General features: G+C 59.8%; 23 protein-coding genes. 16 read left to right on the plus strand and 7 right to left on the minus strand.

The window, feature by feature from the left end:
- Positions 1 to 76 precede the first annotated feature (76 nt).
- From ACM530_RS08450 to ACM530_RS08465, 4 genes are all read left to right on the plus strand, one after another.
- Positions 77 to 964, plus strand: coding sequence for a LysR family transcriptional regulator (locus ACM530_RS08450; RefSeq protein WP_416364582.1), 888 nt, complete (start codon positions 77 to 79; stop codon positions 962 to 964).
- A 97-nt stretch (positions 965 to 1,061) separates the two neighbouring features.
- Positions 1,062 to 1,901, plus strand: a complete 840-nt coding sequence (fdhD, locus tag ACM530_RS08455; RefSeq protein WP_119738173.1) for a formate dehydrogenase accessory sulfurtransferase FdhD — start codon at positions 1,062 to 1,064, stop codon at positions 1,899 to 1,901.
- Positions 1,898 to 4,246 (plus strand): FdhF/YdeP family oxidoreductase, encoded by a 2,349-nt coding sequence (locus ACM530_RS08460; protein ID WP_124416183.1) that lies wholly within the window; start codon positions 1,898 to 1,900, stop codon positions 4,244 to 4,246. Before fdhD ends, ACM530_RS08460 begins: the two co-directional genes overlap by 4 nt.
- A 408-nt stretch (positions 4,247 to 4,654) precedes the next feature.
- Entirely contained in the window at positions 4,655 to 5,134 is a 480-nt protein-coding gene (locus ACM530_RS08465; protein WP_145159820.1) for a glycine zipper domain-containing protein, read from the plus strand.
- A 148-nt stretch (positions 5,135 to 5,282) separates the two neighbouring features.
- Here ACM530_RS08465 and ACM530_RS08470 read toward each other — a convergent pair whose 3' ends face one another.
- Positions 5,283 to 5,714: an acyl-CoA thioesterase gene (locus ACM530_RS08470; RefSeq protein ID WP_416364583.1), complete on the minus strand. Its 432-nt coding sequence runs from the start codon at positions 5,712 to 5,714 to the stop codon at positions 5,283 to 5,285.
- 21 nt (positions 5,715 to 5,735) lie between these two features.
- Complete coding sequence (locus tag ACM530_RS08475; RefSeq protein WP_416364584.1) at positions 5,736 to 7,673, minus strand: ATP-dependent DNA helicase RecQ; 1,938 nt, start codon at positions 7,671 to 7,673, stop codon at positions 5,736 to 5,738.
- Between the two features lie 260 nt (positions 7,674 to 7,933).
- Between ACM530_RS08475 and ACM530_RS08480 the strand changes: the two genes are divergently transcribed.
- From ACM530_RS08480 to ACM530_RS08505, 6 genes are all read left to right on the plus strand, one after another.
- The gene (locus ACM530_RS08480; protein WP_096236773.1) at positions 7,934 to 8,104 is read left to right on the plus strand and encodes a YhfG family protein; all 171 of its coding nucleotides are present in this window, start codon (positions 7,934 to 7,936) and stop codon (positions 8,102 to 8,104) included.
- Complete coding sequence (locus tag ACM530_RS08485; protein WP_145159814.1) at positions 8,104 to 8,697, plus strand: putative adenosine monophosphate-protein transferase Fic; 594 nt, start codon at positions 8,104 to 8,106, stop codon at positions 8,695 to 8,697. The genes ACM530_RS08480 and ACM530_RS08485 overlap by 1 nt, the downstream gene beginning before the upstream one ends.
- Before the next feature lie 281 nt (positions 8,698 to 8,978).
- The gene (locus ACM530_RS08490) at positions 8,979 to 9,302 is read left to right on the plus strand and encodes a hypothetical protein (protein WP_145159812.1); all 324 of its coding nucleotides are present in this window, start codon (positions 8,979 to 8,981) and stop codon (positions 9,300 to 9,302) included.
- Between the two features lie 287 nt (positions 9,303 to 9,589).
- Positions 9,590 to 10,060, plus strand: a complete 471-nt coding sequence (locus ACM530_RS08495; protein WP_416364585.1) for a hypothetical protein — start codon at positions 9,590 to 9,592, stop codon at positions 10,058 to 10,060.
- A 277-nt stretch (positions 10,061 to 10,337) separates the two neighbouring features.
- The gene (locus tag ACM530_RS08500) at positions 10,338 to 10,694 is read left to right on the plus strand and encodes a DUF1493 family protein (RefSeq protein WP_145159808.1); all 357 of its coding nucleotides are present in this window, start codon (positions 10,338 to 10,340) and stop codon (positions 10,692 to 10,694) included.
- Positions 10,695 to 10,854: 160 nt separating this feature from the next.
- Entirely contained in the window at positions 10,855 to 11,718 is an 864-nt protein-coding gene (locus ACM530_RS08505; protein WP_416364586.1) for an EamA family transporter, read from the plus strand.
- A 54-nt stretch (positions 11,719 to 11,772) separates the two neighbouring features.
- Here ACM530_RS08505 and ACM530_RS08510 read toward each other — a convergent pair whose 3' ends face one another.
- Positions 11,773 to 13,314, minus strand: a complete 1,542-nt coding sequence (locus ACM530_RS08510; protein WP_416364587.1) for a phosphoenolpyruvate carboxykinase — start codon at positions 13,312 to 13,314, stop codon at positions 11,773 to 11,775.
- A gap of 179 nt (positions 13,315 to 13,493) precedes the next feature.
- A complete protein-coding gene (gene hslO / locus ACM530_RS08515; RefSeq protein WP_145159804.1) occupies positions 13,494 to 14,396 on the minus strand; it encodes an Hsp33 family molecular chaperone HslO in 903 nt (300 codons plus the stop codon).
- A gap of 125 nt (positions 14,397 to 14,521) precedes the next feature.
- Here hslO and ACM530_RS08520 point away from each other — a divergent pair, with 125 nt between their 5' ends.
- Entirely contained in the window at positions 14,522 to 15,325 is an 804-nt protein-coding gene (locus ACM530_RS08520) for a phosphatase PAP2 family protein (RefSeq protein WP_119738193.1), read from the plus strand.
- Positions 15,326 to 15,459: 134 nt separating this feature from the next.
- Here the strand turns inward: ACM530_RS08520 and ACM530_RS08525 are convergent, their stop codons facing one another.
- Positions 15,460 to 15,867 carry an RNA-binding S4 domain-containing protein gene (locus ACM530_RS08525; RefSeq protein ID WP_053255749.1) on the minus strand — a complete coding sequence of 136 codons (408 nt, stop codon included), beginning with the start codon at positions 15,865 to 15,867 and terminating at the stop codon, positions 15,460 to 15,462.
- A 116-nt stretch (positions 15,868 to 15,983) separates the two neighbouring features.
- On the opposite strand from ACM530_RS08525, the gene ACM530_RS08530 reads away from it, so the two are divergent.
- From ACM530_RS08530 to rimK, 3 genes are read left to right on the plus strand one after another with little or no spacing between them, the layout of a single operon-like run.
- The gene (locus ACM530_RS08530; protein ID WP_145159802.1) at positions 15,984 to 16,763 is read left to right on the plus strand and encodes an EAL domain-containing protein; all 780 of its coding nucleotides are present in this window, start codon (positions 15,984 to 15,986) and stop codon (positions 16,761 to 16,763) included.
- A 31-nt stretch (positions 16,764 to 16,794) separates the two neighbouring features.
- Positions 16,795 to 17,259: an ATP-dependent zinc protease gene (locus ACM530_RS08535; RefSeq protein ID WP_370004704.1), complete on the plus strand. Its 465-nt coding sequence runs from the start codon at positions 16,795 to 16,797 to the stop codon at positions 17,257 to 17,259.
- Positions 17,256 to 18,161: a 30S ribosomal protein S6--L-glutamate ligase gene (rimK, locus tag ACM530_RS08540; protein WP_025855543.1), complete on the plus strand. Its 906-nt coding sequence runs from the start codon at positions 17,256 to 17,258 to the stop codon at positions 18,159 to 18,161. Before ACM530_RS08535 ends, rimK begins: the two co-directional genes overlap by 4 nt.
- A 143-nt stretch (positions 18,162 to 18,304) precedes the next feature.
- On the opposite strand, the gene ACM530_RS08545 is transcribed toward rimK, so the two are convergent.
- Both ACM530_RS08545 and ompR read right to left on the minus strand, forming a co-directional pair.
- Positions 18,305 to 19,618, minus strand: coding sequence for an ATP-binding protein (locus tag ACM530_RS08545; RefSeq protein ID WP_145159800.1), 1,314 nt, complete (start codon positions 19,616 to 19,618; stop codon positions 18,305 to 18,307).
- A gap of 116 nt (positions 19,619 to 19,734) precedes the next feature.
- Positions 19,735 to 20,475: a two-component system response regulator OmpR gene (gene ompR, locus ACM530_RS08550; protein ID WP_053255745.1), complete on the minus strand. Its 741-nt coding sequence runs from the start codon at positions 20,473 to 20,475 to the stop codon at positions 19,735 to 19,737.
- A gap of 356 nt (positions 20,476 to 20,831) precedes the next feature.
- On the opposite strand from ompR, the gene ACM530_RS08555 reads away from it, so the two are divergent.
- Positions 20,832 to 23,156, plus strand: a complete 2,325-nt coding sequence (locus ACM530_RS08555; protein ID WP_119738198.1) for a Tex family protein — start codon at positions 20,832 to 20,834, stop codon at positions 23,154 to 23,156.
- Entirely contained in the window at positions 23,156 to 23,539 is a 384-nt protein-coding gene (locus ACM530_RS08560) for a PaaI family thioesterase (RefSeq protein WP_404486337.1), read from the plus strand. The genes ACM530_RS08555 and ACM530_RS08560 overlap by 1 nt, the downstream gene beginning before the upstream one ends.
- The last annotated feature ends 30 nt before the right edge of the window (positions 23,540 to 23,569 follow it).

Here is a 23,569-nt window from a genome sequence, read left to right on the forward strand (position 1 = left end):
CTGTCTTGGGTTCCAGGCCGACCAAAGACCCAAACGCGCTAGAATCCCCCGCCATTGGAATAAGCCCGGAGCGAAGATGGACATCAAACAGTTGAAATTCCTCATCGCCCTCGACGAGACGCGCCACTTCGGCCAGGCGGCCGCGCGCTGCCATATCACCCAGCCGACCCTGTCGATGCGCTTGCGTAACCTGGAAGAAGAGCTGGACTTGCCGCTGGTCAATCGTGGCCAGCGCTTTGAAGGCTTTACCGCGCCGGGCGAACGCGTGCTGGCGTGGGCGCGTACGGTGCTGGCGGCCTATGACGGCTTGCAGGCCGAAGCGGCGGCCTGTCGCGGCAATCTGGTCGGCACCTTGCGCCTGGGTGTGGTGCCGTTGTCGAGCTTCGATCCCTTGGCCTTGATGAAGCAACTGCACGAAGATCATCCGAGCCTGCGCTTTGAACTGTCGGCATTGAGCTCCGAGCAAATCCTCGAACAGCTGGCGAGCAACCGCCTGGACCTCGGCGTGTCCTACCTGGAGCGCCTGGATAACGAGCGCTTCGACTCGCTGGCCTTGGGCGAAACCCGCATGGGCCTGCTCTACGACCAACGTTTTTTCAGCTTCGGCGACAAGCCATTGAGCTGGGAAGCGCTGATCGAACTGCCGCTGGGCATGCTCACCAGCGGCATGCATTTCCGTCAGTCCATCGACCACAACTTCCACAGTCGCGGGCTCCACCCGCAACCGCTGCTGCAAACCGATGCGGTGCATCAATTGTTACAAGCCGTGCACGGCGGCCTGTGCTGCGCGGTGATGCCATTGGATGGGGGCCTGGATGCACTGACTGAGCACCTGCGCCTGCAACCCATTGAAGACGCTCACACATTGGCTCGCCTGGGGCTGATCATGCGTCGCAGCGCACCGCGTTCGGCATTGGCGGAAGCCTGTTTCGCGCTGTTTCAAAAATCGCAGCAAGAGCCTTGATCGACGCCATCTATCGATAGATCAGTACTGGCGATTAGACGCGACCCTTTGTCGCGCCTAGTCTAAACACTGATCAATCCGCCGGTGGTACTGCCACATGAACGCCAAGCGCCCAGTCTGCGCGGCCCCCGCCCTCGAAACGCCCGCGCCCGCCTCCAGCCAGAGCTACCAGTTTTGCAACCTCGAACACACAGAAGTCGCCAGCACAGCGTTGGCGGAAGAAGTGGCGTTGGCGATTGCCTATAACGACATCAGCCAGGCGGTCATGTTGGTGACGCCAACGGACCTGGAAGATTTTATCGTCGGCTTCAGCATCGGCAGCGGCATTATCGCCGACGTTAGCGACATATATGACTTGAAACTCAGCGGTTCGGGCTCCGCCCAGTACGCTCAGGTGCAAATTTCCAGTCGTGCCTTCTGGAACCTCAAACAGCAGCGCCGCCAATTGGCAGGCACCAGTGGCTGCGGTTTGTGCGGTGTCGAGGCGGTGGAGCAAGCCCTGCCAGACCTTCAAGTGCTGCCCGGCGCGCCCTTGCCACCCGCCGAATGGCTCGACGGCCTGCGCCAGCGCATCAGCGCGTTCCAGCCGTTGGGCCAGTACAGCGGCGCAGTACATGCGGCGGTATTTATGAATAATCAGGGCGAATTGCTGATGGGCCGCGAAGACATCGGCCGGCATAACGCCTTGGATAAGCTGATCGGCGCCTTGATCCGCCAAAAGATTCCGACCGACGGCGGCCTGGCGATTGTCACCAGTCGCTGCAGCCTCGAATTAATTCAGAAAGTTCTGCGTGCGGGCATCCAGACCTTGGTCAGCCTGTCGTCGCCTACCGGCCTGGCCTTGCAATGGGCCCGCCGACACAACCTAAATCTCATCCACCTGCCGCAGAAAAGTGCGCCGCGGGTCTACAGCCCTGCGATGGAGAACCAGTCATGAGCCAGCACCACCAAGCCGACCAAACCCCGACTCCGCGCTACAAGCCCTACAAAGGTCCGGCTGGCGGCTGGGGCGCGCTGATCAGCGTGGCGCAGGCCTGGTTGACCAGCGACAACGCGCTGAAAAACCTGCGCATGATGCTCAAGACCAACCAGAACGGCGGCTTCGACTGCCCGGGCTGCGCCTGGGGCGACTCGCCGGAAAGCGGCATGGTCAAGTTCTGCGAAAACGGCGCCAAGGCGGTCAACTGGGAAGCCACCAAACGCCGCGTGGATGCCGCATTTTTTGCCAAGCACAGCGTCACCGCACTGCTGGAGCAAAGCGACTATTGGCTGGAATACCAAGGCCGCCTGACCGAGCCGATGCGCTATGACGCCGAAACTGACCGCTACACGCCGATCAGCTGGGAAGCGGCGTTCGACCTGGTCGGCAAGCACCTCAACGCACTGCCAAGCCCGGACATGGCCGAGTTCTACACCTCGGGCCGCGCCAGCAACGAAGCGGCGTACCTGTATCAGCTGTTTGTGCGCGCCTATGGCACCAACAACTTCCCGGACTGCTCGAACATGTGCCACGAAGCCAGCGGCGTAGCCTTGGCGCAAAGCGTGGGCGTGGGCAAAGGCACGGTGACCTTTGACGACTTCGAACACGCCGATGCGATTTTCGTATGGGGCCAGAACCCCGGCACCAACCACCCGCGCATGCTCGAACCGTTGCGTGAGGCAGTTAAACGCGGCGCTCAGGTGGTGTGCATCAACCCGCTGAAAGAGCGCGGTCTGGAACGCTTCCAGCACCCGCAACACCCGCTGGAAATGCTCACCAACGGCGACAAGCCTACCAACACCGCCTACTTCCGCCCGGCACTGGGCGGCGACATGGCCATCCTGCGCGGCATGGCCAAGTTCCTGCTGCTGTGGGAGCGCCAGGCCCAGGCCGAAGGCAAAGAAGCCGTGTTCGATCACGACTTCCTCAACGAGCACACCACCAACGTGCTGGAGTACCTGGGCCAGATCGATGACACCTCGTGGGATGAGATCGTCGAGCAGTCCGGCCTGACCCTGGTGGAGATCGAGCAAGCGGCGCGCATGTACGCCAAAGGCAAGAACGTGATCATGTGCTGGGCGATGGGCATCACCCAGCATCGCCACTCGGTGCCGACCATCCAGGAAATCGCCAACCTGATGCTGCTGCGCGGCAACATCGGCCGCCCAGGCGCCGGCCTGTGCCCGGTGCGCGGCCACAGCAACGTGCAGGGCGACCGCACCATGGGCATCAACGAACGCCCACCGGTGGCATTCCTCGATTCCCTGGAACGGCGCTTCCAGTTCCAGGTGCCGCGCCACAATGGGCATAACGTCGTGGAAGCCATCCACGCGATGCTCGAAGGCCGCTCCAAAGTGTTTATCGGCCTGGGCGGTAACTTCGCCCAAGCCACGCCCGACAGCCCGCGCACCTTTGAAGCGCTGCGCAGCTGCGACCTGACCGTGCAGATCAGCACCAAGCTCAACCGCAGCCATTTGATGCACGGTAAAGACGCGCTGATCCTGCCGTGCCTGGGCCGTACCGACATCGATATCCAGGCCGACGGCCCGCAAGCGGTCACGGTGGAAGACTCGTTCAGCATGGTTCACGGCTCCAACGGCCAACTGCAGCCACTGTCGAAGCTGATGAAATCCGAGCCTGCGATTCTTGCCGGCATTGCTGCCGCAACCCTGGGCAGCAAACCGGTGGACTGGAACTGGCTGGTCGCCGACTACGGGCGCATCCGCGACCTGATCGCCGACACCATCCCAGGCTTCAAGGACTTCAACGAGCGCATCAAACACCCGGGCGGTTTCTACCTGGGCAACTCCGCCGGCGCACGCCGCTGGAATACGCCCTCGGGCCGCGCCAATTTCCGCCCCAACGTGCTGCCCAAAGACTTGATCCACGAACGCACCCACGCCACGGGCCGGGTGCCGGACCTGATCATGCAGTCGATGCGCTCTCACGATCAGTACAACACCACCATTTACGGCCTGGACGACCGCTACCGTGGCGTGAAAGGTCAGCGTGACGTGTTGTTCGTCAATGAAGCCGACATCATCCGCCTGGGCTTCAAGCCCGGGCAGAAAGCCGACATCGTTTCGCTGTGGGAAGATGGCCGTGAACGCCGAGTGAAGGGCTTTACGTTGCTGGCGTTTGATATTCCGGCGGGGCAGGCAGCCGCTTACTACCCGGAAGTGAACCCGCTGGTGCCGCTGGAGAGCACCGGTGATGGCAGCCATACGCCGACGTCGAAGTTTGTAGCGATCCGTCTGGAAGCAGCGAGTGCGACCGGCTTGATCATGGCACGCTCGGCCTGACCGAGACCCGTTGTGGCGAGCGGGCTTGTTGCGACACCGGGACCGATTGTGGCGAGCGGGCTTGCCCCGCGTTGGGCTGCGTAGCAGCCCCTGGTCCAGGCACTGCGTTCTGACTGAAAGAATGCGGTGACATTATTAGGGGCCGCTTCGCAGCCCAACGCGGGGCAAGCCCGCTCACCACAACAAGCCGCTCGCCATGGCTACTAAAAGCCCAAGGCACAAAAAAGGCCGCTTTTGCATAAAAGCGGCCGTTCCGAAGTAGTTAAAGACTCGCAAAAACCACTTAAGTTCCCCATACAAAACAGCAACTTAGAGAATTGTATACAACCTGTACCACTGGTCGGTTTTCGATTGTCAGCATCCCGATACAACCTCAGGATCGCGCCGTCATCCTCTTGAGGTCTCTCTATGAAGTTTTCCTCGATTCTCTTGTTGTCCCTTGGCCTGGTCAGTGGCGCAGCCATGGCCGGTGGCACCACCGAAGCCGGTGTGGGCGGCGCATTGGGCGGGGTTCTAGGTTCGGTTGTTGGCCAGCAGGTCGGCGGTAACACCGGTTCGGCCATCGGCGCAGCGCTGGGCGGCGCGGGCGGCAGTGCAGTCGGCGCTGACAAGCGCAGCCGTGGTGAAGCAGCCATTGGCGGCGCACTCGGCGCGGCAGGCGGCAACGTGGTGGGCCGCAGCATGGGCGGCAACACCGGCAGCCTGATCGGCGCAGCCGCAGGCGGCGGTGCAGGTGGCGCGCTGGGCAACTACATGGGCAACAAGAGCGATGACGACGATCGTCGCTATCGTGGGCGGGATAACCGTCGTTATGACCGTGATGACCATCGTGGCCGTGGCCACGCGTACGGGCATCGCAAGAACAAGCATCACTACCGTCACCGTTAAGCCAACGGTCCAAGGCACACGGAACTCCCTGTGTGAGCCGGGCTTGCCCGCGATAGCGTTGGGTCAGGAAGCACAACTAAACCTGAACCACCGCTATCGCAGGCAAGCCAGCTGCCACATTTGAGCCTCATTGGTCACAATGGCTGCGTCACACCACCAGTCGCTGCAACGCCTCGCGCAATCGCCCCGGAATCGTCACCGGCTGGTTCGACGCCCGGTCCACAAAGACGTGCACAAAGCGCCCCGCCGCACAGGCATCCTCCTCGCCTGACTTGAACACCGCCAACTCATACTGCACCGAGCTGTTACCCAACTTGCCCACGCGCAGGCCAATCTCTATGCGATCGGGAAACGCGATCGACGCAAAGTAATCGCACGCCGAACTCACCACAAACCCCACCACTTCACCGTCGTGAATATCCACCCCCCCCTCTTCAATCAGGTAAGTATTCACCGCCGTGTCGAAGAAGCTGTAGTAGGTGACATTGTTCACGTGACCATACACATCGTTATCGTGCCAACGCGTGATGATCGGTTGGAAGTGACGGTAGTCAGCGCGTTGCGGCATCGAATCAGACATGTGCAGCTCTCATGAGTGGATTTACAGGTCGTTCAGATGGGCTTGGGCCCATTCACGCACCTCGGCGTAGGGATACGCCTCCAGCGCGGCGAAGCCCGGAATACCCCGCGCCTTCAACTTGGTAAACAGCGGCACGCTGATACCACCGAGGAATCGTGTCAATCGCTCCGCGCCCGGCAGTTGCCCGGTGTGCTCATGATGCCTGTGGATAAAATCACCGCACAGCGCCATGAAGTTTTTATCCACGAGCGCTGGCAAACTCGGCGGCGGCGGTAAATGCGCCACGTGGCCATGACATACCGAGCAATGCCCGCAGCGCAGCGGCGCATTTTCATCGCCAAAGTAGTGGGCCAAACGCTGGCCCAGGCATTCTTCGGTGGCAAACAGATCGAGCATGGCATGGATCCGCGCCACCTCCTTCACCTCGTGCTGCTTGAAGCCTGTGTATAACTCCTCGCTCAACGCCTGTGGATCGAACTCGGTGTGCAGCAAGCTGTAAACCTCCGTCATCTGCTTGCTTTCCAGCTCGATCAGACCCTGCTCCTGGAAGTAATCCAGCGCTTTCACCACCCGGCTGCGCTCGGCATTGTGCTGCTGGTACAGCGCGTCGAAATCCACGGTCGCCCAGGTTCTGGCGCGACTGCATACCTCAATGATCGCCGCGACAAACTGCTGTCGCTCGCCGGAGAAACGCGCCAGCAAGGCCTCGGGTTCGATCAGGTACTTGAAGCGGTACTCGGCGTAAAAAGCATAACGCGGCGCAATCACGCCCTTGAGCTCCAACTGCACCAGCAGCGTCTTCAGTGGCAGCTCGCGGATGTTGCTGTGGTCCGACAGCGGCCTCAACAGGAACTCCCACTGCCCCTCGCCGCGCGCCGCCTGCAACTCCTCCAGCACACGGAGAATGCCCGCCTGTTCCGGCGTGTCGCCGTACACAAAGTTTTCCAGCACATTGAGGCTGTCGCGGTTGGCCAGCACCAGGCAATCGGACGGCTGCCCGTCCCGCCCTGCACGGCCGATTTCCTGGCTGTAGTTCTCAATGGATTTAGGCAGGTCGAAGTGCACCACATTGCGGATGTCACTTTTATCGATGCCCATGCCGAATGCGATGGTGGCGACGATGCAATTGGAGCGCCCACCCATGAAACGCTGCTGGATACCCTCGCGTTTGTCGTGGGGCAAACCGGCGTGATAAGCCTCGGCCTGAATGCCGTTGCGGTTCAGATGTTCGGCGATCTGCTCAGCAGTTTTCTGCAAGGTGACGTAGACGATACTTGGCTGATTGGCTCGCTCGCTCATCCATTCGACCAGGCGCCGACGTTTGTCATGCCCGCTCACCGGCTCTACCAGCAGGTTGAGATTGGGCCGGTAGAAGCCTGTGGTGATGACATCGTCCGGCGCAATGGCGAACTTCGCCTGCATGTCGGCAATCACCTTGGGCGTGGCTGTAGCCGTCAGCAGCAGCGCTTGTGGGATATTGAACTGACGCTGGTAGTCCGGCAGCTTCAAATAGTCCGGACGGAAGTTGTGGCCCCACTCGGAAATACAGTGCGCCTCGTCCACCACCAGCAACGAAATCTGCACGCTTTGCAGAAAGTTACGGAAGCGCTCGTTCTTCAGGCGCTCCACGGAAATCATCAGAATTTTCAGCTCGCCCGAACGCGCCCGGGCCATCACATCATTGGCGTCCTCGCGGCTCTGCGCCGAATCAATACTGCCAGCGCAAATGCCATGGCGTTGCAGGAAACCCAGCTGGTCCTGCATCAACGCCAACAACGGCGACACCACGAGCGTCAGGTGCGGCAACAGCACCGCCGACAGCTGATAACACAACGACTTGCCCGAACCGGTGGGGAAAATAGCAGCGGCCGAACGACCGGCCAGTACGGCGCTGACCGCCTCTTCCTGGCCCGAACGAAACTGTGGATAACCAAAGACCTGCTGGAGGGTGTTGTGCATAAGCTGTCACTCCATTGACCGCTGAAACGAGCCCAAAACATAGACCAGCGCGCTCAGCGAATCGAGAAAGGTCACAAGGAAAAAAGAGACAGGATGATACACAGCCTGGAGGATGGCCTTGGGCCGAAGTGCGAGGTTTTACCCAACAGCTCGCTCCTCGTGCTGCGCGTAGGGACGATCCAGTTTGATGTGGTTTTATCCCGCCTACCCTTTGACGCATTGCGCTACAATCAACCCTTGCGACCCAGGAGTACGCTGCAATGAGCGAACCGACGTTTGAGCAAAAACAGGATCATTACCACAAGATCCGTCGTTCCAATTACTTGGCAAGCCTGCGCCTGGAAGGGTTCGACACCCAACCGGCCGATGTCGACAAACCCCTGCCGACCCGCGAAGCCGTCCTCGCCAAGTACCGCAAAACTCCGCACTGATGCTCGACAAATACGGGGTGGGCCAGGATCCGTACTGCTACCCCGATAGCGGTGTCCTGCGCAACCGCCTCGATTTGCGCGATGAAATACTCCTGCATCAAGCCGAGCGCGAACTATCCGAAATTGCTGTAGGCAGCCTCCCACTCTATCCTCCGCCTTACGGCCTCGAACGACTGCAACACATCCACCGCACCCTGTTCGGCGATATCTACGACTGGGCCGGGGAGCTGCGCAGCGTCAACATCCAGAAAGGCGATACCCTGTTCTGCACGCCGGAACGCATTCCGCCGGAAGCGGCGAAAATCATTCGGCATATGGAACAAGGCAATTGGTATGTAGGCGCGACCCAGGCTGAACTGGTGCCGCTGATTGCCGAGGCTTATGGCGACCTCAACGTCATCCACCCCTTTCGTGAAGGCAATGGCCGCGCGCAGCGGATTTTGTTCGAACAGATCATTGTGAATGCCGGTTTTTCAGTGAATTGGTGGCTGGTGAAACAAGCGGCGTGGATACCGGCGAACATTGATGCGGTGGCGTGTGATTATCGGGGGCTTGAGGCGATTTTTGAGCGGTGTATCAGCGTACCTCGCTAAACAGCCTCTTGCCTGTATTGCACCATCCCACCCCACCCACCTATAGTTCGCCCCTCGCTGCACAATCAGCGATCGGGTTTGGTCACCCGATACAGAGTTCACATACGCACCTTCAGATGTCGTAGGCACTCCTGTGCCCACACGCTTCATGGCGGCTGTGTTTGGGACGCCTTCGGGCGTGCCGGGTGAATCTCTGCCGGTTGACCAACCTGGACACAGTCCGCCACCCATCGCTTGGTCACGATGATGGCGGTCCTCTAACTACACAGAGATTCAAATAAATGAACGCTATAAATCCGTCCGAAAATCGCTATCGCCTTCTGCGCACCAATTTCACCAACACCCACCCTCTCGTCATCGACACTGAAGCCACCGCCGAAGACATCCAGTCCGCCGCACACCAGCGCATCCGCGCTGCCACCGACTTACTGGAAACCTTCACCTGCCTTACCTACGAACACGCCGACCTCAAAGACATCTCCCACATCATCAATGCTCTTTACCTGCTGGTGCAGGATGGCTGTGATCTGCTGGAAGCATCGCAACACGTGCAACTGCAACCGACGGTCGATGAGCAACCACACCCAAGCCAGCCACTGAGCTAAACCCTGTAGGAGCTGGCTTGTCGAATCGTGGCACCGCGGCGATAGCGGTAAATCAGGCTATATTTCAGCGCCTGCCCCCCCATAGCGGCCAAGCCCAGCTCCCACATTTGATAGATGTAGCTGAAAAAAACACTGTCAAACCGTAAATGCCGGAAACCTCTGTGAGAAACAGGCAAACACCGCGTAGCCCTATTCCCAAACTACTTAAAACACCTGCTAACCCCTCTACATAACGCCCCTTCCCATGACCGAAACTAGCGCCTTCTCAACTGTCCAGGCGAAAACCCGTGAACATCGAAAGGACTCAACACATCGGCCACTATGGCGTCACCTTCATAGTGATTCGCTTCACTGTTGTGCCTGAAAGTCGGCATGCCTTGGCTAACCTGTGCCTGCTTGAAGCAAAAACAGCTGCGCGACAAGTGCGCGATCAGATACGCAGCTTGTATGAGAAAATGTTGGCCCGAGATTTACCCTGCGAGATAGCAGTCGCGATTTCCCAGCCGCTGAGACGGAGCCAGGCCGACCGGTTAAACGATCAAAACGTGTTCATCAAACAAATAATTTCCGGTGCGATTAAAGCCCCGGGGATAGCTATATCAACGGTAACGGCTGGCTTAGTTGGCGATACGATTTCCGGCAAGCTTCGCAGGTATCACGCAGGTGACATCATCATCGGATTGGACGCAAATGTGAGAGGAGGAATCGGGCCTCAGCGGTCAACACTCTCAATGCATGTCCACTCAGACGAGTCTTGATCACATGGACCTTTACCTTCAATCCGCGATTTTTCTCCTTATCTATATGGTGGTGCATTACCAGATCACCGACCCCACGCTTAGAAAGCGCTTCGCCATCACCTGTCTCACCACAGGTCTCACTTTGACGTTCCTGCTACCCTACATAGCGGTGATCCTCAGAATGCCATTCATACCGGTCTTCATATTCTTGTTAGGGTTGCTACTCTTCATCACCCGAAACAAATTCCGCCGACAACGCAACCATCCCCCTCACCCACTTCTGCGTGCTCCCACCATGAACCTGGCCCCCAACTTCCCCGAAGACCCCGTCATGCAGCAGCTCCTGCAATTGCTGCACGAAGAAATCGGCCTGCCGAAGCACAAGACCCTTCGCCTTGAAACCTCGCTCAACTTCGACCTTGGCTGCGACCGCGCCGAGGCCAAGCAATTCATGGAAGCGCTGGAGCAGGATTTTGCAGTCGATCTGGGCGACTACGATGCCTACCGTTACTTCCAACCGCCGGTGTTCGATGTGTTCCTCAAACGCCGCGCCAAAGGCCGAGGCGATAAAGTGCCGCTGACCATTGGCATGCTCTACCTGGCCATCAAGACCCATAGTTGGGACACCCAGACCCTGGAAAACCTCAGTTGATCTGAACAACACTGAGGCTCAAATGTGGGAGCGGGCTTGCTCGCGAATGCGGTGTGTCAGGTAGAGTATCGCTCACTGATCTACCGCATTCGCGGGCAAGCCCGCTCCCACATTGGCGATGCGCTAACCTGGCGAATTGCCTACATACCAAGGACCGTACATGGACGTATTAATGGGCCTGCTGGCCGCCCTGCTCTGGGGTGGCACGGACTTTCTTGTGGGTCTCAATGCCCGGGCTGTCGGCGTTAAACGCGCGGTGTACTTCGGCCAAGCCCTCGGTTTCCTGATCATGACCTGGCTGCTGGTCATCTTCCCGGCCTACCTGTTCAAATCCCTGAATGCCCCGTTGAGCGTCTGGCTCCTGGGCATCGCGGCCGCGCTGCTCACCGTCTCGGGCGCCCTCGCGCTGTCCAAGGCTTTCGCTCTGGGCAAAGCGGCCATCGTCGCGCCGCTGGTGACATCGTACGGCGTGGTCACGACGCTGCTGTCCTGGGCCAGCGGCGAACACATCAGCCTGGTCCAACTGGGCTGCATCGGCGTGTGCGTGGTCGGCGTGAGCCTGTCCAGCATCCACAAGGGCAACGGCGTCCCGCACAACCACCCACGCCTCTCCATTGCCTACGCCATGCTCGCCGCCTTGCTGTACGGCACCAGCTTCTGGCTGCAAGGCCGCTACACGCTGCCGGCACTGGGACCGATCACCATGTTGTGGCTGGGTTACCTGGTAGGCCTGTGCGTGTTGGTGGTGATGGTGCTGAAGATCAAAGATGGCCTGAAGATTCCACCGCTGAAAAACTGCGCGACATTGACCGGTGCGAGCTTGATGAACCTCGGGGGTTTCTCGGCGTTTTCGTGGGGGGCGATGGCGGGGTCGGTTTCAGTGGTGACGGTGATCAGTACATTGTCGGGTGGGATTGCGGCGGTGCTGGGATTTGTGTTTTTCAAGGAACGGTTGTCGGCGGTGCAAGTGTTGGGCGTTGCATTCGTGCTGGCCGGCGCAGTGGTTTTGCACATCGCCGACTAACCTTTCGCGCATAAAAAAGCCGCCCACTAGGGGCGGCTTTTAACAGCTTGAACCTTACAACTTAGGCCCGGCCGCCTTGATCGCGTCGCTCACTTCAAACTTCTTGAAGTTCTCGATGAACAGACCCGCCAGCGCTTTCGCCGCTTCGTCGTAGGCAGCCTTGTCAGCCCAGGTGTTACGTGGGTTCAACAGGCCAGTCTCAACGCCCGGTACGGCCAATGGCACGTCGAGGTTGATGGTGTCCAGGTGTTCGGTCTCAGCGCCGATCAACGCGCCGCTCTGGATCGCTGCGATCACGCCGCGAGTGATCGGGATGTTGAAGCGTTTGCCGACGCCGTAGCCGCCGCCGGTCCAGCCGGTGTTGACCAGGTAGACCTTGGAGCCGAAGCCGCGCACGCGCTTGATCAGCAGCTCTGCGTACTCGCCGGCCGGGCGCGGGAAGAACGGCGCGCCGAAGCAGGTGGAGAAGGTCGACTTGATGCCGCTGCCCGAACCCATTTCGGTCGAGCCCACCAGCGCGGTGTAGCCGGACAGGAAGTGGTAAGCCGCTTGTTCTTCGCTGAGGATCGACACGGGCGGCAGTACGCCGGTCAGGTCGCAGGTCAGGAAGATCACCGCGTTTGGCTCACCGCCCAGGTTCTTCTCGGAACGCTTGGCAACGTGCTCCAGCGGGTAGGCGGCACGGCTGTTCTGGGTCAGGCTGACGTTGGTGTAGTCGGCGTGCTTGGCATCGTCGATCACCACGTTTTCGAGCACGGTGCCGTGCTTGATGGCTTTCCAGATAACCGGCTCGTTCTTCTCGGAGAGGTCGATGCACTTGGCATAGCAACCGCCTTCGATGTTGAACACCACGCCTTCGCCCCAGCCATGTTCGTCGTCACCGATCAGGTAACGGCTTTCGTCGGCGGACAGGGTGGTTTTACCGGTGCCCGACAGACCGAAGAACAGGGTCACGTCGCCTTCTTCGCCGATGTTGGCGGCGCAGTGCATTGGCAGCACGTCAGCAGCCGGCAGCAGGAAGTTCTGCACCGAGAACATGGCTTTTTTCATTTCACCGGCGTAACGCATGCCGGCGATCAGGACTTTTTTCTGGGCGAAGTTGAGGATCACGCAACCGTCGGAGTTAGTACCGTCACGCTCTGGCACACACTCGAAATTGGCCACGTTAAGCACTTGCCACTCATCACGGCCGGCCGGGTTGTACTGAGCCGGGTTGATGAACAGGCAACGACCGAACAGGTTCTGCCAGGCAGTCTGGGTGGTCATTTTCACGGGCAGGTAGTGGTCTTCTGCAGCCCCTACGTGAACGTGGGAAACGAAATGCTCTTGCGCGTTGTTGAACGCCTCGACGCGAGCCCACAGCGCATCGAACTTGTCGGCTGGGAACTTGCGGTTGATCGGGCCCCAGGCAATGGCGTCCTGGGTGGTGGGCTCTTCAACGATGAAGCGGTCGACCGGAGAACGGCCGGTACGGTGACCGGTTTCTACGACCAGCGCGCCGGTATCGGCAAGCACGCCTTCACCGCGCTGCAGGGCTTCTTTGACCAGATCGTCAACACTCAGATCGGTGTATACGGCGTTATTGGCTTGCGTCATGAGGTTCCCCGTCGGCCTATGGCCGAGTGCTCCAAACGTTTTGTAGTAGAAAGTTGCGCACTACTACCGCGAAAAAAGTGGGCCGGATTATGCCAGAAAAGCCCAAAAAGAGTAGGGCCCTCCCGTCAGAACTGCGCTAATCCGGCATTTGTCAGGTGATTTACCTGTGCTTAAACGTTTTAGTGGCGGGTGTCGGAAGGGGTGTCGATGCCTGCGCCGGCGAATAATTGGGCTACATCGGCGGCATCGAACAGGTAACGCTGATTGCAGAACTGGCAGTCGATCTCGATATTGCCACCGTGTTCCACCACCAGATTCTGCGCATCTTCCAGGCCCAGGCTGACCAAGGCATTCGCCGAACGCTCGCGCGAGCAGCTGCAACGGAAGCGCAGGCCCTGTTGGTCGAACAGGCGCACGGCCTCTTCGTGGTACAGGCGATGCAGAATGGTTTCGTTGTCCAGGCCCAGCAGCTCTTCAGCGGTCAGAGTGCCAGCCAGGGCGGTCAGCTTGCGCCAGCTGTCGGTGCGCTCATCGTCGTCCTTGATGCGGTCGGCCGGCAGTTGTTGCAGCAGCAGGCCACGGGCGCGCTTGCCGTCGGCATTCAGCCAGAACTTGGTGCCGACCTGCTGAGACATCACGAAATAGTTGGTGAAGCAGTCCGACAGGGTTTCGCCGTCAAGATCGACGATGCCCTGGTAGCGCTGGCCTTCCGTCGGGTCGACGGTGATTGCCAGTACGCCGTTGGCCATCAGGTCAGACAGCGTGGCGTCCGGCGCGATCAGGTCGGCGTCGTAACGGGCCAGGCCGCGAATTTCGCGCTCGCTGGAGCACTCGATCATCAGCATCGGCACCGGGCCTTCGGAACGCGCCTGCAAAATCAGCAAACCGTCGAACTTCATGGTGCCCACCAGCAGCGATGCCGCCGCCATCAGCTCACCAAGCAGCTGCGCAACCGGCTCCGGATAGGGATGCTTGGCAAGGACTTCGGCATAGCTGCGCTCCAGCGAGACCAGTTCGCCGCGGGCGTCGTTCTCGTCGAAGATGAAGCGTTGGGTGAAGTCGGTATCCGGTAGATCAGTCATAGGTCTGGGTATCTGAATTGATGACAAAATGATTACAAGGTTTATAAAATTAAACGCTTTAGCACCATCTTGGTGCGGCTTTCTCCTGGAAACGGAGAGCTAAATAGAGCGAAGAGGAACAGTTTATGAACAATCCGGGTTTGTTCCAAGCCAAGTGGAACCTCCGGCGATGGGCACTGTGCAATCTACTCGCTATCGGACTGCTGTGTTTTTGGCTGTGGCCCACGGGCCAGATGCTGTGTGTAATTTTCGACGAATGGCTGTTTCACCTGCTCAATGACCCGCTGGCGAGTCATTCGACCTGGCTGCATGTGTGGGCCGTGGCCAGTCTGCGACCATTTGACGCGGTGGTCGGCGTGATTTTGCTGACGTTGCTGATTCGCGGAGATTGGGTGTTCAAGGCGATTGAAGTGCGCCAGGCATTTTTCGGCTTTTTCGGCATTCTGCTGCTGTTGCTGTTCATCCGCATGCTGTTTTCCAAACTCGCGGCGCAGATGGGCTGGCAGCACAGCAGCCCGTCGATGGTGATCAGCGGGGCGATTCATATGAGTGACTACTTCCCTGGTCTGGAAAAAACCTGGGAGTTGAAGGACCGTTCGAGCCAGAGCTTCCCCGGCGATCACGCGTCGGTATTGCTGATCTGGGGCATGTTCATGACGGTGTTTGCCAAACGCATCGGCCAGGTGCTGGTGATTTGGGGCTTGGCCCTGTTGTTCATGATGCCGCGGCTGGTAGCCGGCGCGCACTGGGGGCAAGACGACTATATCGGCGGGGTATTGCTGGCCCTGTTGGCGCTGGGATGGGGGTATTACACGCCGTTTGCGGCGAAGGTGTCGAATGGGTTGCTGCGACTGACGGCGCCAATCTTCGGTTTGCTCGGTAAGCTGCCGGTGATCGGGCGATTGAGCGTCATACGCACTGCCGCCTGACGAAGTAGATGCATGTGAGAGCTGGCTTGCCTGCGATAGCGGTGGGTCAGTGACGGAAAGGCTGGCTGGCCTGACGCTATCGCAGGCAAGCCAGCTCCCACATTTGATCTCCATTGACCTGGAGATTTGCGCTATCAATCATCATTACCACTGCCGCGAAACTTGAACAAATCGCGACGCTGCTTCTTGCTCGGCTTGCCATCGGTCGTCATACCGGTAGCCCCGGCCTTGCGCATGGCGGCCGCGTTTTCGCGTTTGGCGATACTGGCCTCGGTTTCGGTGTACAACGCCTGCGCTTCGGGCGCGCCGCGGCGCACAACGGACAAGGCTTGCACCACGACGGTCTTCTCATCAAACCCAGCCCGAATCTGCAGCTCATCACCGACGCGCGGCTCCTTGCCCGGCTTGCAGCGTTCACCGCGATGGTGCACTTTGCCACTTTCGATAGCGGCTTTGGCCAGGGCACGGGTTTTAAAGAAGCGCGCTGCCCACAGCCACTTGTCCAAACGGACTTTTTCTTCCTCTTCCTGCTTTTGAGCCACTTGAATTCCTCGCTCTGAAAAATGTCGCAACTTTACCGTTGAAGCCCTTCGACGCATAAACCCCAACGCTCACCTAAGATACGCCAGGCACCACCCTGTTTTTGCGAGGATACGCCGTGACCGACTTCCCCATTTCACTCACCTCGCCAAACCAGCGTTGCGTGGGTTGCCAGCAAAGCGAACCCCTGGGTTTCGATTTCGCGTTCGCCTATCAGCCTATCGTAGATCTTCGAGACCATTCGATCTTCGCCCACGAAGCGTTGGTGCGAGGCCCGCAAGGCGAAGGCGCGCTGTCGGTGCTGGGCCAGGTCAACGCAAGCAACCGTTACCGCTTTGACCAGCGGTGTCGTACCCAAGCGATTGCCGGGGCCGCTGCCTTGGGTATGCAAACCCATCTTTCGATCAATTTCATGCCCAATGCCGTGTACCGGCCCGAGCTGTGTATTCGCAGCACCCTGGAGGCGGCCCGCGCGCACAACTTTCCGCTGAACCAGCTGATTTTTGAAACGCTGGAAAGCGAGCACGTAGATAACTATCGCCATTTGACCAATATTCTGCGTGAATACCGCGAATTCGGCTTCAAGACCGCCATCGACGATTTCGGTGCGGGCTATTCGGGGCTGAACCTGCTGGCCGATTTCCAACCTGACCTGATCAAACTCGACATGGCGCTGATTCGCGATGTCGACAAGGATCGTGTCCGTCAGGTAATCGTCCAGGGGATTGTCACAATCTGTGAGCAGTTGGGCGTTACTGTCATTGCCGAAGGCATCGAAAGTGCCGGCGAGCGCGACTTCCTGTCCGACTGCGGAATATTTCTGATGCAGGGTTACTGGTTCGCCAAGCCTGCATTCAAAGCCCTGGCCAAGGTTTCACCACAGGCCTGGGCGAACTGATCGGTTACCCATATTGAAGACATTTGACCATTTGACCGTTGTGGGTCTGCGTGAGTGGGTGGCACTTCCCGACTTGGGAGTGGCTGGCCTGCGCGCAAAGATCGACACCGGTGCCAGTACCTCGAGCCTGCACGCCACCGATATCGAGCCATTTGAGCGCGACGGTGAGAAGTGGGTGCGCTTTACCGCGCACCTGGGCAGCGTGGTGCAACTGCGTCACCGCCGCTGCGAGGCGCCGGTGGTGACGATGAAAACCATCAAGAGCTCCAACGGCCATGCGCAGGTGCGCTATGTGATCAGCACCACCCTCGCGCTGGGTGATCGGGTGTGGCGAGTGGAGTTCACTCTCGCCTGTCGCAAGGCCATGCGTTACCGCCTGTTGCTGGGCTCCAAGGCGCTGATTGACGGCCACTTGGTGGTCAGTCCAGGCGTCAAGTACGTTCAAGACAAGCCGGTGTTCCCGGTCTCTACTATTTCTGCCCCAGGTGCTGCATGAAGATTGCTGTGCTGTCGCGAAACCCGCGTCTGTATTCCACCCGCCGCCTGGTTGAGGCCGGCACCGAACGTGGCCACGAAATGGTGGTGATCGACACGTTGCGTGCCTATATGAACATTGCCAGCCACAAGCCGCAGATCCATTACCGGGGCAAGCCGCTGGAAGGCTTTGATGCGGTGATCCCGCGCATCGGTGCCTCGGTGACGTTTTATGGCTGCGCGGTGTTGCGACAGTTTGAAATGATGGGCGTATTCCCCCTCAATGAATCGGTAGCCATTGCCCGCTCGCGCGACAAACTGCGCTCATTGCAATTGCTCTCGCGGCGCGGTATCGGCCTGCCGGTGACCGGCTTTGCCCACTCCCCCGATGACATTCCCGACCTGATCGACATGGTCAACGGCGCGCCGCTGGTGATCAAGGTGCTGGAAGGTACCCAAGGCATCGGCGTGGTGCTGTGCGAAACCGCGACCGCTGCCGAATCGGTGATCGAGGCATTTATGGGCCTCAAGCAGAACATCATGGTGCAGGAATACATCAAGGAAGCCGGCGGTGCGGACATCCGCTGCTTCGTGGTGGGTGACAAGGTAATTGCGGCAATGAAACGTCAGGCCAAGCCGGGGGAATTCCGCTCCAACCTGCACCGTGGCGGCAGCGCCAGCCTGATCAAGATCACACCGGAAGAACGCATGACCGCGCTGCGGGCGGCCAAAGTGATGGGGCTGGCGGTAGCGGGTGTGGATATCCTGCGCTCCAACCACGGGCCACTGGTGATGGAAGTGAACTCATCGCCGGGCTTGGAAGGCATTGAAACCACCACCGGCAAGGATGTGGCGGGCATCATCATTCAGCATCTGGAAAAGAATGGTGGGCCGAATATGACGCGCACCAAGGGCAAAGGCTGATACGCGGCAAGCGTTGCCACCCTGCAAAAACAATGTGGGAGCGGGCTTGCTCGCGAAGACGGAGTGTCAGTCGATGTATTTATTGACTGGTCCACCGCATTCGCGGGCAAGCCCGCTCCCACATTTTTGATCTTTGTTGTTTGTTAGACAGCGTCCCTGGGCAGCATCAGCCCCAACGGCAAGCGCACCCGTGCCTCCAGGCCACCGTCCGGCCGGTTGCGCAGTTCAACATTGCCGCCGTGCATTGAAGCAATCCGCCGCACAATCGCCAGCCCCAAGCCTGTGCCCTTGCCACCCCGGGCACGGTCACCACGGGTGAACGGGTTGAAGATGCCTTCCAGTTCCGCCGGGTCGATCCCCGTACCGCGGTCCATCACACTCAACACCACATAAGGCGCAGTACTGTCGCCGGACACATACGCCGCCACTTCCACATCGGAACCGGCATGGTGCAAGGCGTTGCCGATGAGGTTGTTGAGCAGGCGTTTCATCGACACCCGCCGCAAGGCAAACGGCTGAATCGGCTCCAGGCGCATGCGCACCTGTTCGCCGTTCTGGTTGTAGGGCGCCACCACCTCGCGCACCAGGTCCGTCAGGTCGACTTCCTCGACCACTTCGTCGCGGCCATCACGGATAAACGCCAGGAACTGATCGAGAATCGCGTCCATGTCTTCGATGTCACGCACCATGTCATCCGTGAGGTCGTTATGGTTGCCCATCAACTCTAGGGACAATCGCAACCGTGTCAACGGTGTGCGCAGGTCGTGGGACACGCCCGCCAGCATCAGCTCGCGTTCGCGCCCGGCCTGTTCCACGTCTTCCGCCATCTGGTTGAAGGCGCCGTACACTTCGGTCATCTCACTGGGCGTATCGCTGACCGGCAGGCGCACACTGCGCCCCTGCCCCAGTTGGCGCGCGGCAAAGACCAGGCGTTTGAGTGGCTGGTTGAGCTGGCGCACGAAAATCCAGGCGGATGCCGTTGAAAGCAGGCCGATCGCCAGGAACCAGCCCAGCACGTTCCAGATCTTCTGTCCCCGCAACGGGTGCGGGTAAAGCGGCACTTTGATCCACGCGTCGCCCAGGCTCGGCGCCCTCACCCACAGCGCAGGCGAAACATGCATGCGCAATCGCACCTCGGTGTCGTCCCCCAGCTCAGCCTGCATCTGGCGCTGATAAATCTCGCTGTAGGGCCAATGCTGCTCGCCTTCAGGTACACCGGCGCCGTCGACTCTAATCAGCGTCGATGCCTTGGCCACCTTTTCACGGTTTTCGGGATCGACGGCCCAATAGGCACGAAGCGTCAGGGCGACGCCGTGGCTGTACTGCCGATCCACCAGCACGTCTTCGTTCATCAGCAGATAAACCAGCGTCAGTGCCTTGGAAAACAGAACGACGATCAGCACCAGCCAAAGGGTGCGTGAAAAGAAACTTTGCGGGAACCACAACGGGGTTTTCATAGGAAACGGCTGGACACCTTGCAGAAACGAGCGGCGCTCGCAGAATTGCAGACGCCGGGCATCCCGTTGACTCTCATGGAGTCAAACGCCGGATGCCCGCGCCTGCAAATCATCGGTCACTTGGTTGCGGTGCCATCCGGCACGAACACATAACCCACACCCCACACCGTCTGGATATAGCGTGGCTTGGACGGGTCCGGCTCGATCATGCGGCGCAGACGGGAAATCTGCACGTCGATGGAGCGCTCCAAAGCATCCCACTCCCGGCCACGGGCCAGGTTCATCAGTTTGTCGCGCGTCAGCGGCTGGCGAGCGTTCATCACCAGGGCCTTTAGCACGGCGAACTCACCGGTGGTCAGCATGTGCACTTCTTCGCCACGCTTGAGCTCACGGGTTGCCAGCGACAGTTCATAGTCGCCAAAGGTGACGCTTTCGTCTTCGCTGCCTGGCGCGCCGGGAACCGGGGCTGCCTGACGGCGCAACACGGCTTTGACCCGGGCCATCAGCTCGTCCGGGTTGAACGGCTTGGCCAGGTAATCATCAGCGCCCAGCTCAAGGCCCTTGATGCGGCTCAGCTCATCGCCCTTGGCGGTAAGCATGATGATGGGAATCTGGTTGTTCGCACCGCGCAGGCGTTTGCAGGCGGTGAGGCCGTCTTCGCCGGGCAGCATCAGGTCGAGTACGACCAGATTGAACACTTCGCGCCCCAGCAGGCGGTCCATCTGCTCGGTGTTCGGCACCGCGCGGGCACGGTAGCCCTTGGAGTTGAAAAAACGCTCCAGCAGGCTGCTCAGCCCCGGATCGTCATCAACGATGAGAATTTTTTCGCCTTCAGCAGTTTGTGCAGTGCTGCTCATTAGATGCTCCTCTTATCTCGGCGCGCATTATGGCGTAGCTGCCGTTATACGCACCGTGTGCATTGTTAGCAGATTTTTCCTCTACCGCCAGCGAACGCGCGCCCTGCAACCTTCGGCGCAATCCCCCCCAGCTGCAGAACGCTGGTTATAATGCGCCGCCTTTGCGCTGAGCAATGTCAGACTTTACTGCTTGCTGCCTCGCTATTTTTTACCGCGACGGGCAGCAATTTTCCGATTTCGAGGGTCAACAGGCTGCCTTTTGACCCAGGTAGCGGCGCCAGTCGGGCCGCTCAACCAGCCTTGCAACGCCTTGTTTTCCGGGCCTGCGAGCTGCTTTCAGAATTTCAGGTGGTTTTATGGACAGCATCAACAGCCGCATCGCCGAGGAACTCGGCGTACGCCCACAACAGGTCGAAGCGGCCGTCGCTCTACTGGATGAAGGCTCCACGGTGCCCTTCATCGCCCGTTACCGTAAAGAAGTGACCGGCAGCCTCGACGACATCCAGCTGCGGCACCTGGAAGAGCGCTTGCGCTACCTGCGAGAACTCGACGAACGGCGCATCAGCATCCTCGCCAGCATCGAGGAACAAGGCAAGCTGACCCCGCAACTGGAACGCGACATCAAACTCGCCGACACCAAGACCCGCCTCGAAGACCTTTACCTGCCGTACAAACAGAAGCGCCGCACCAAGGGCCAGATCGCCCTGGAAGCCGGCCTGGGTGACCTGGCTGACGGCCTGTTCAACGACCCGTCGCTGACCCCGGAAACCGAAGCCGCGCGCTTCATCAACGCCGAAAAAGGCGTCGCCGACGTCAAGGCGGCCCTCGAAGGCGCCAAGTACATCCTCATGGAGCGTTTTGCCGAAGACGCCAACTTGCTGGAAAAACTGCGTAACTACCTGAAACAGGAAGCCACCCTCAGCGCTCGCGTCATCGCCGGCAAAGAAGAGGAAGGCGCCAAGTTCCGCGACTATTTCGAGCACGACGAACCGCTCAAGAGCATGCCGTCGCACCGCGCACTGGCCATTTTCCGCGGCCGCAACGAAGGTATTCTCAGCTCCGCGCTGAAGGTCGGCGACGAGCTGCCGGGCACCATGCACCCGTGCGAAGGCATGATCGGTCAACAATTCGGCATCCAGAATCAGAACCGTCCGGCGGACAAGTGGCTCGGTGAAGTCGTGCGCTGGACCTGGAAGGTCAAGCTTTACACCCACCTGGAAACCGACCTGCTCGGCGAGCTGCGCGATGGCGCCGAAACCGAAGCGATCAATGTTTTCGCCCACAACCTGCACGACCTGCTGCTGGCAGCGCCGGCCGGCCCGCGTGCGACTCTGGGCCTCGACCCTGGCCTGCGTACCGGCTGCAAAGTGGCCGTGGTCGACGCCACAGGCAAGCTGCTGGACCACGCCACCGTGTATCCGCACGTGCCGCACAACAAGTGGGACCAGACCCTCGCTATCCTGGCCGCGCTGTGCGCCAAGCACGCCGTGGACCTGATCGCCATCGGCAACGGCACCGCCAGCCGTGAAACCGACAAGCTGGCCGCCGAGCTGATCAAAAAATACCCAGCCATGAAGATGACCAAAGTCATGGTCTCCGAGGCCGGCGCGTCGGTGTACTCGGCGTCGGAACTGGCCTCCAAGGAATTCCCGGACCTCGACGTATCGATCCGTGGCGCCGTCTCCATTGCTCGCCGCCTGCAAGACCCGCTGGCCGAGCTGGTGAAGATCGACCCTAAATCCATCGGTGTCGGCCAGTACCAGCACGACGTGTCGCAGCTGAAACTGGCACGCGGTCTGGATGCGGTGGTGGAAGACTGCGTGAACAAGGTCGGCGTGGATGTGAACACTGCCTCTGTCGCGCTGCTGGCCCGTATTTCCGGCCTCAACTCCACGCTGGCGCAGAACATCGTCACTCACCGCGACGAAAACGGCGCGTTCAAAACCCGCGCTGCGCTGAAAAAAGTCGCACGCCTGGGCGAAAAAACCTTTGAACAGGCCGCCGGCTTCCTACGCGTAATGAACGGCGACAACCCGCTGGACGCTTCGGCGGTTCACCCGGAAGCCTACCCGCTGGTACAGCGCATTGCTGCCGAGACCGACCGCGACATCCGCTCGCTGATCGGCGACGCCGCGTTCCTCAAGCGCCTGGACCCAAAAAAGTACACCGACGAAACCTTCGGCGTGCCGACCATCACCGACATCCTGCAAGAGCTGGAAAAACCTGGCCGTGACCCGCGACCCGAGTTCAAGACCGCCGAGTTCCAGGACGGCGTCGAAGACCTCAAGGACTTGCAATTGGGCATGATCCTCGAAGGCGTGGTCACCAACGTGACCAACTTCGGCGCGTTTGTGGACATCGGCGTGCATCAGGACGGTTTGGTGCATATCTCCGCGCTTTCGGAGAAGTTCATCAAAGACCCTCGCGAGGCGGTGAAAGCCGGTGATGTGGTCAAGGTCAAGGTCATGGAAGTCGACATTCCACGCAAACGCGTTGGCTTGTCGATGCGCATGAGCGACACCCCCGGCGAGAAAATCGACGGTGCCCGTGGCGCTCGCCCAGGCTCGGCGCCACGCCAGTCGCAGAACAACGCACCGCGCAAAGAAACCGCCACCGCAGCGCCTAGCAACAACGCGATGGCGTCGCTGTTCGCCAATGCCAAACAGTTGAAGAAACGCTGATGGAAATCCCGGCCGGTTTGACCCAGAGCGCGTTCAGCGAGCTGATCGGCTGTCGCCTGCAACGCCTGGACGAGGGCGTTGCCGAGGTGGCCCTGACCCTGGAGCCGCAGCTGCGCAACCGTGCAGGCAAGCTCCACGGCGGGGCGATTTTCAGCCTGGTGGACATCACCATGGGGCTGGCCTGTTCCAGCTCCCATGGCTTCGACCAGCAGAGCGCGACCATCGAGTGCAAAATCAACTATATCCGTGCCGTGTCCGACGGCGACGTGCTGTGCACCAGCCGAATTATCCACGCAGGTCGACGCACGTTGGTGGTTGAAGCAGAGGTGTATCAGGACGACAAACTGGTCGCAAAAGCACAAGGCACATTCGCTGTCCTATAGCTCCCCGCCCTCGATTTGAGTTAATTTCGG

The organism is Pseudomonas sp. NFX183 (genome assembly GCF_047943075.1).
Classification (GTDB): Bacteria; Pseudomonadota; Gammaproteobacteria; order Pseudomonadales; family Pseudomonadaceae; genus Aquipseudomonas.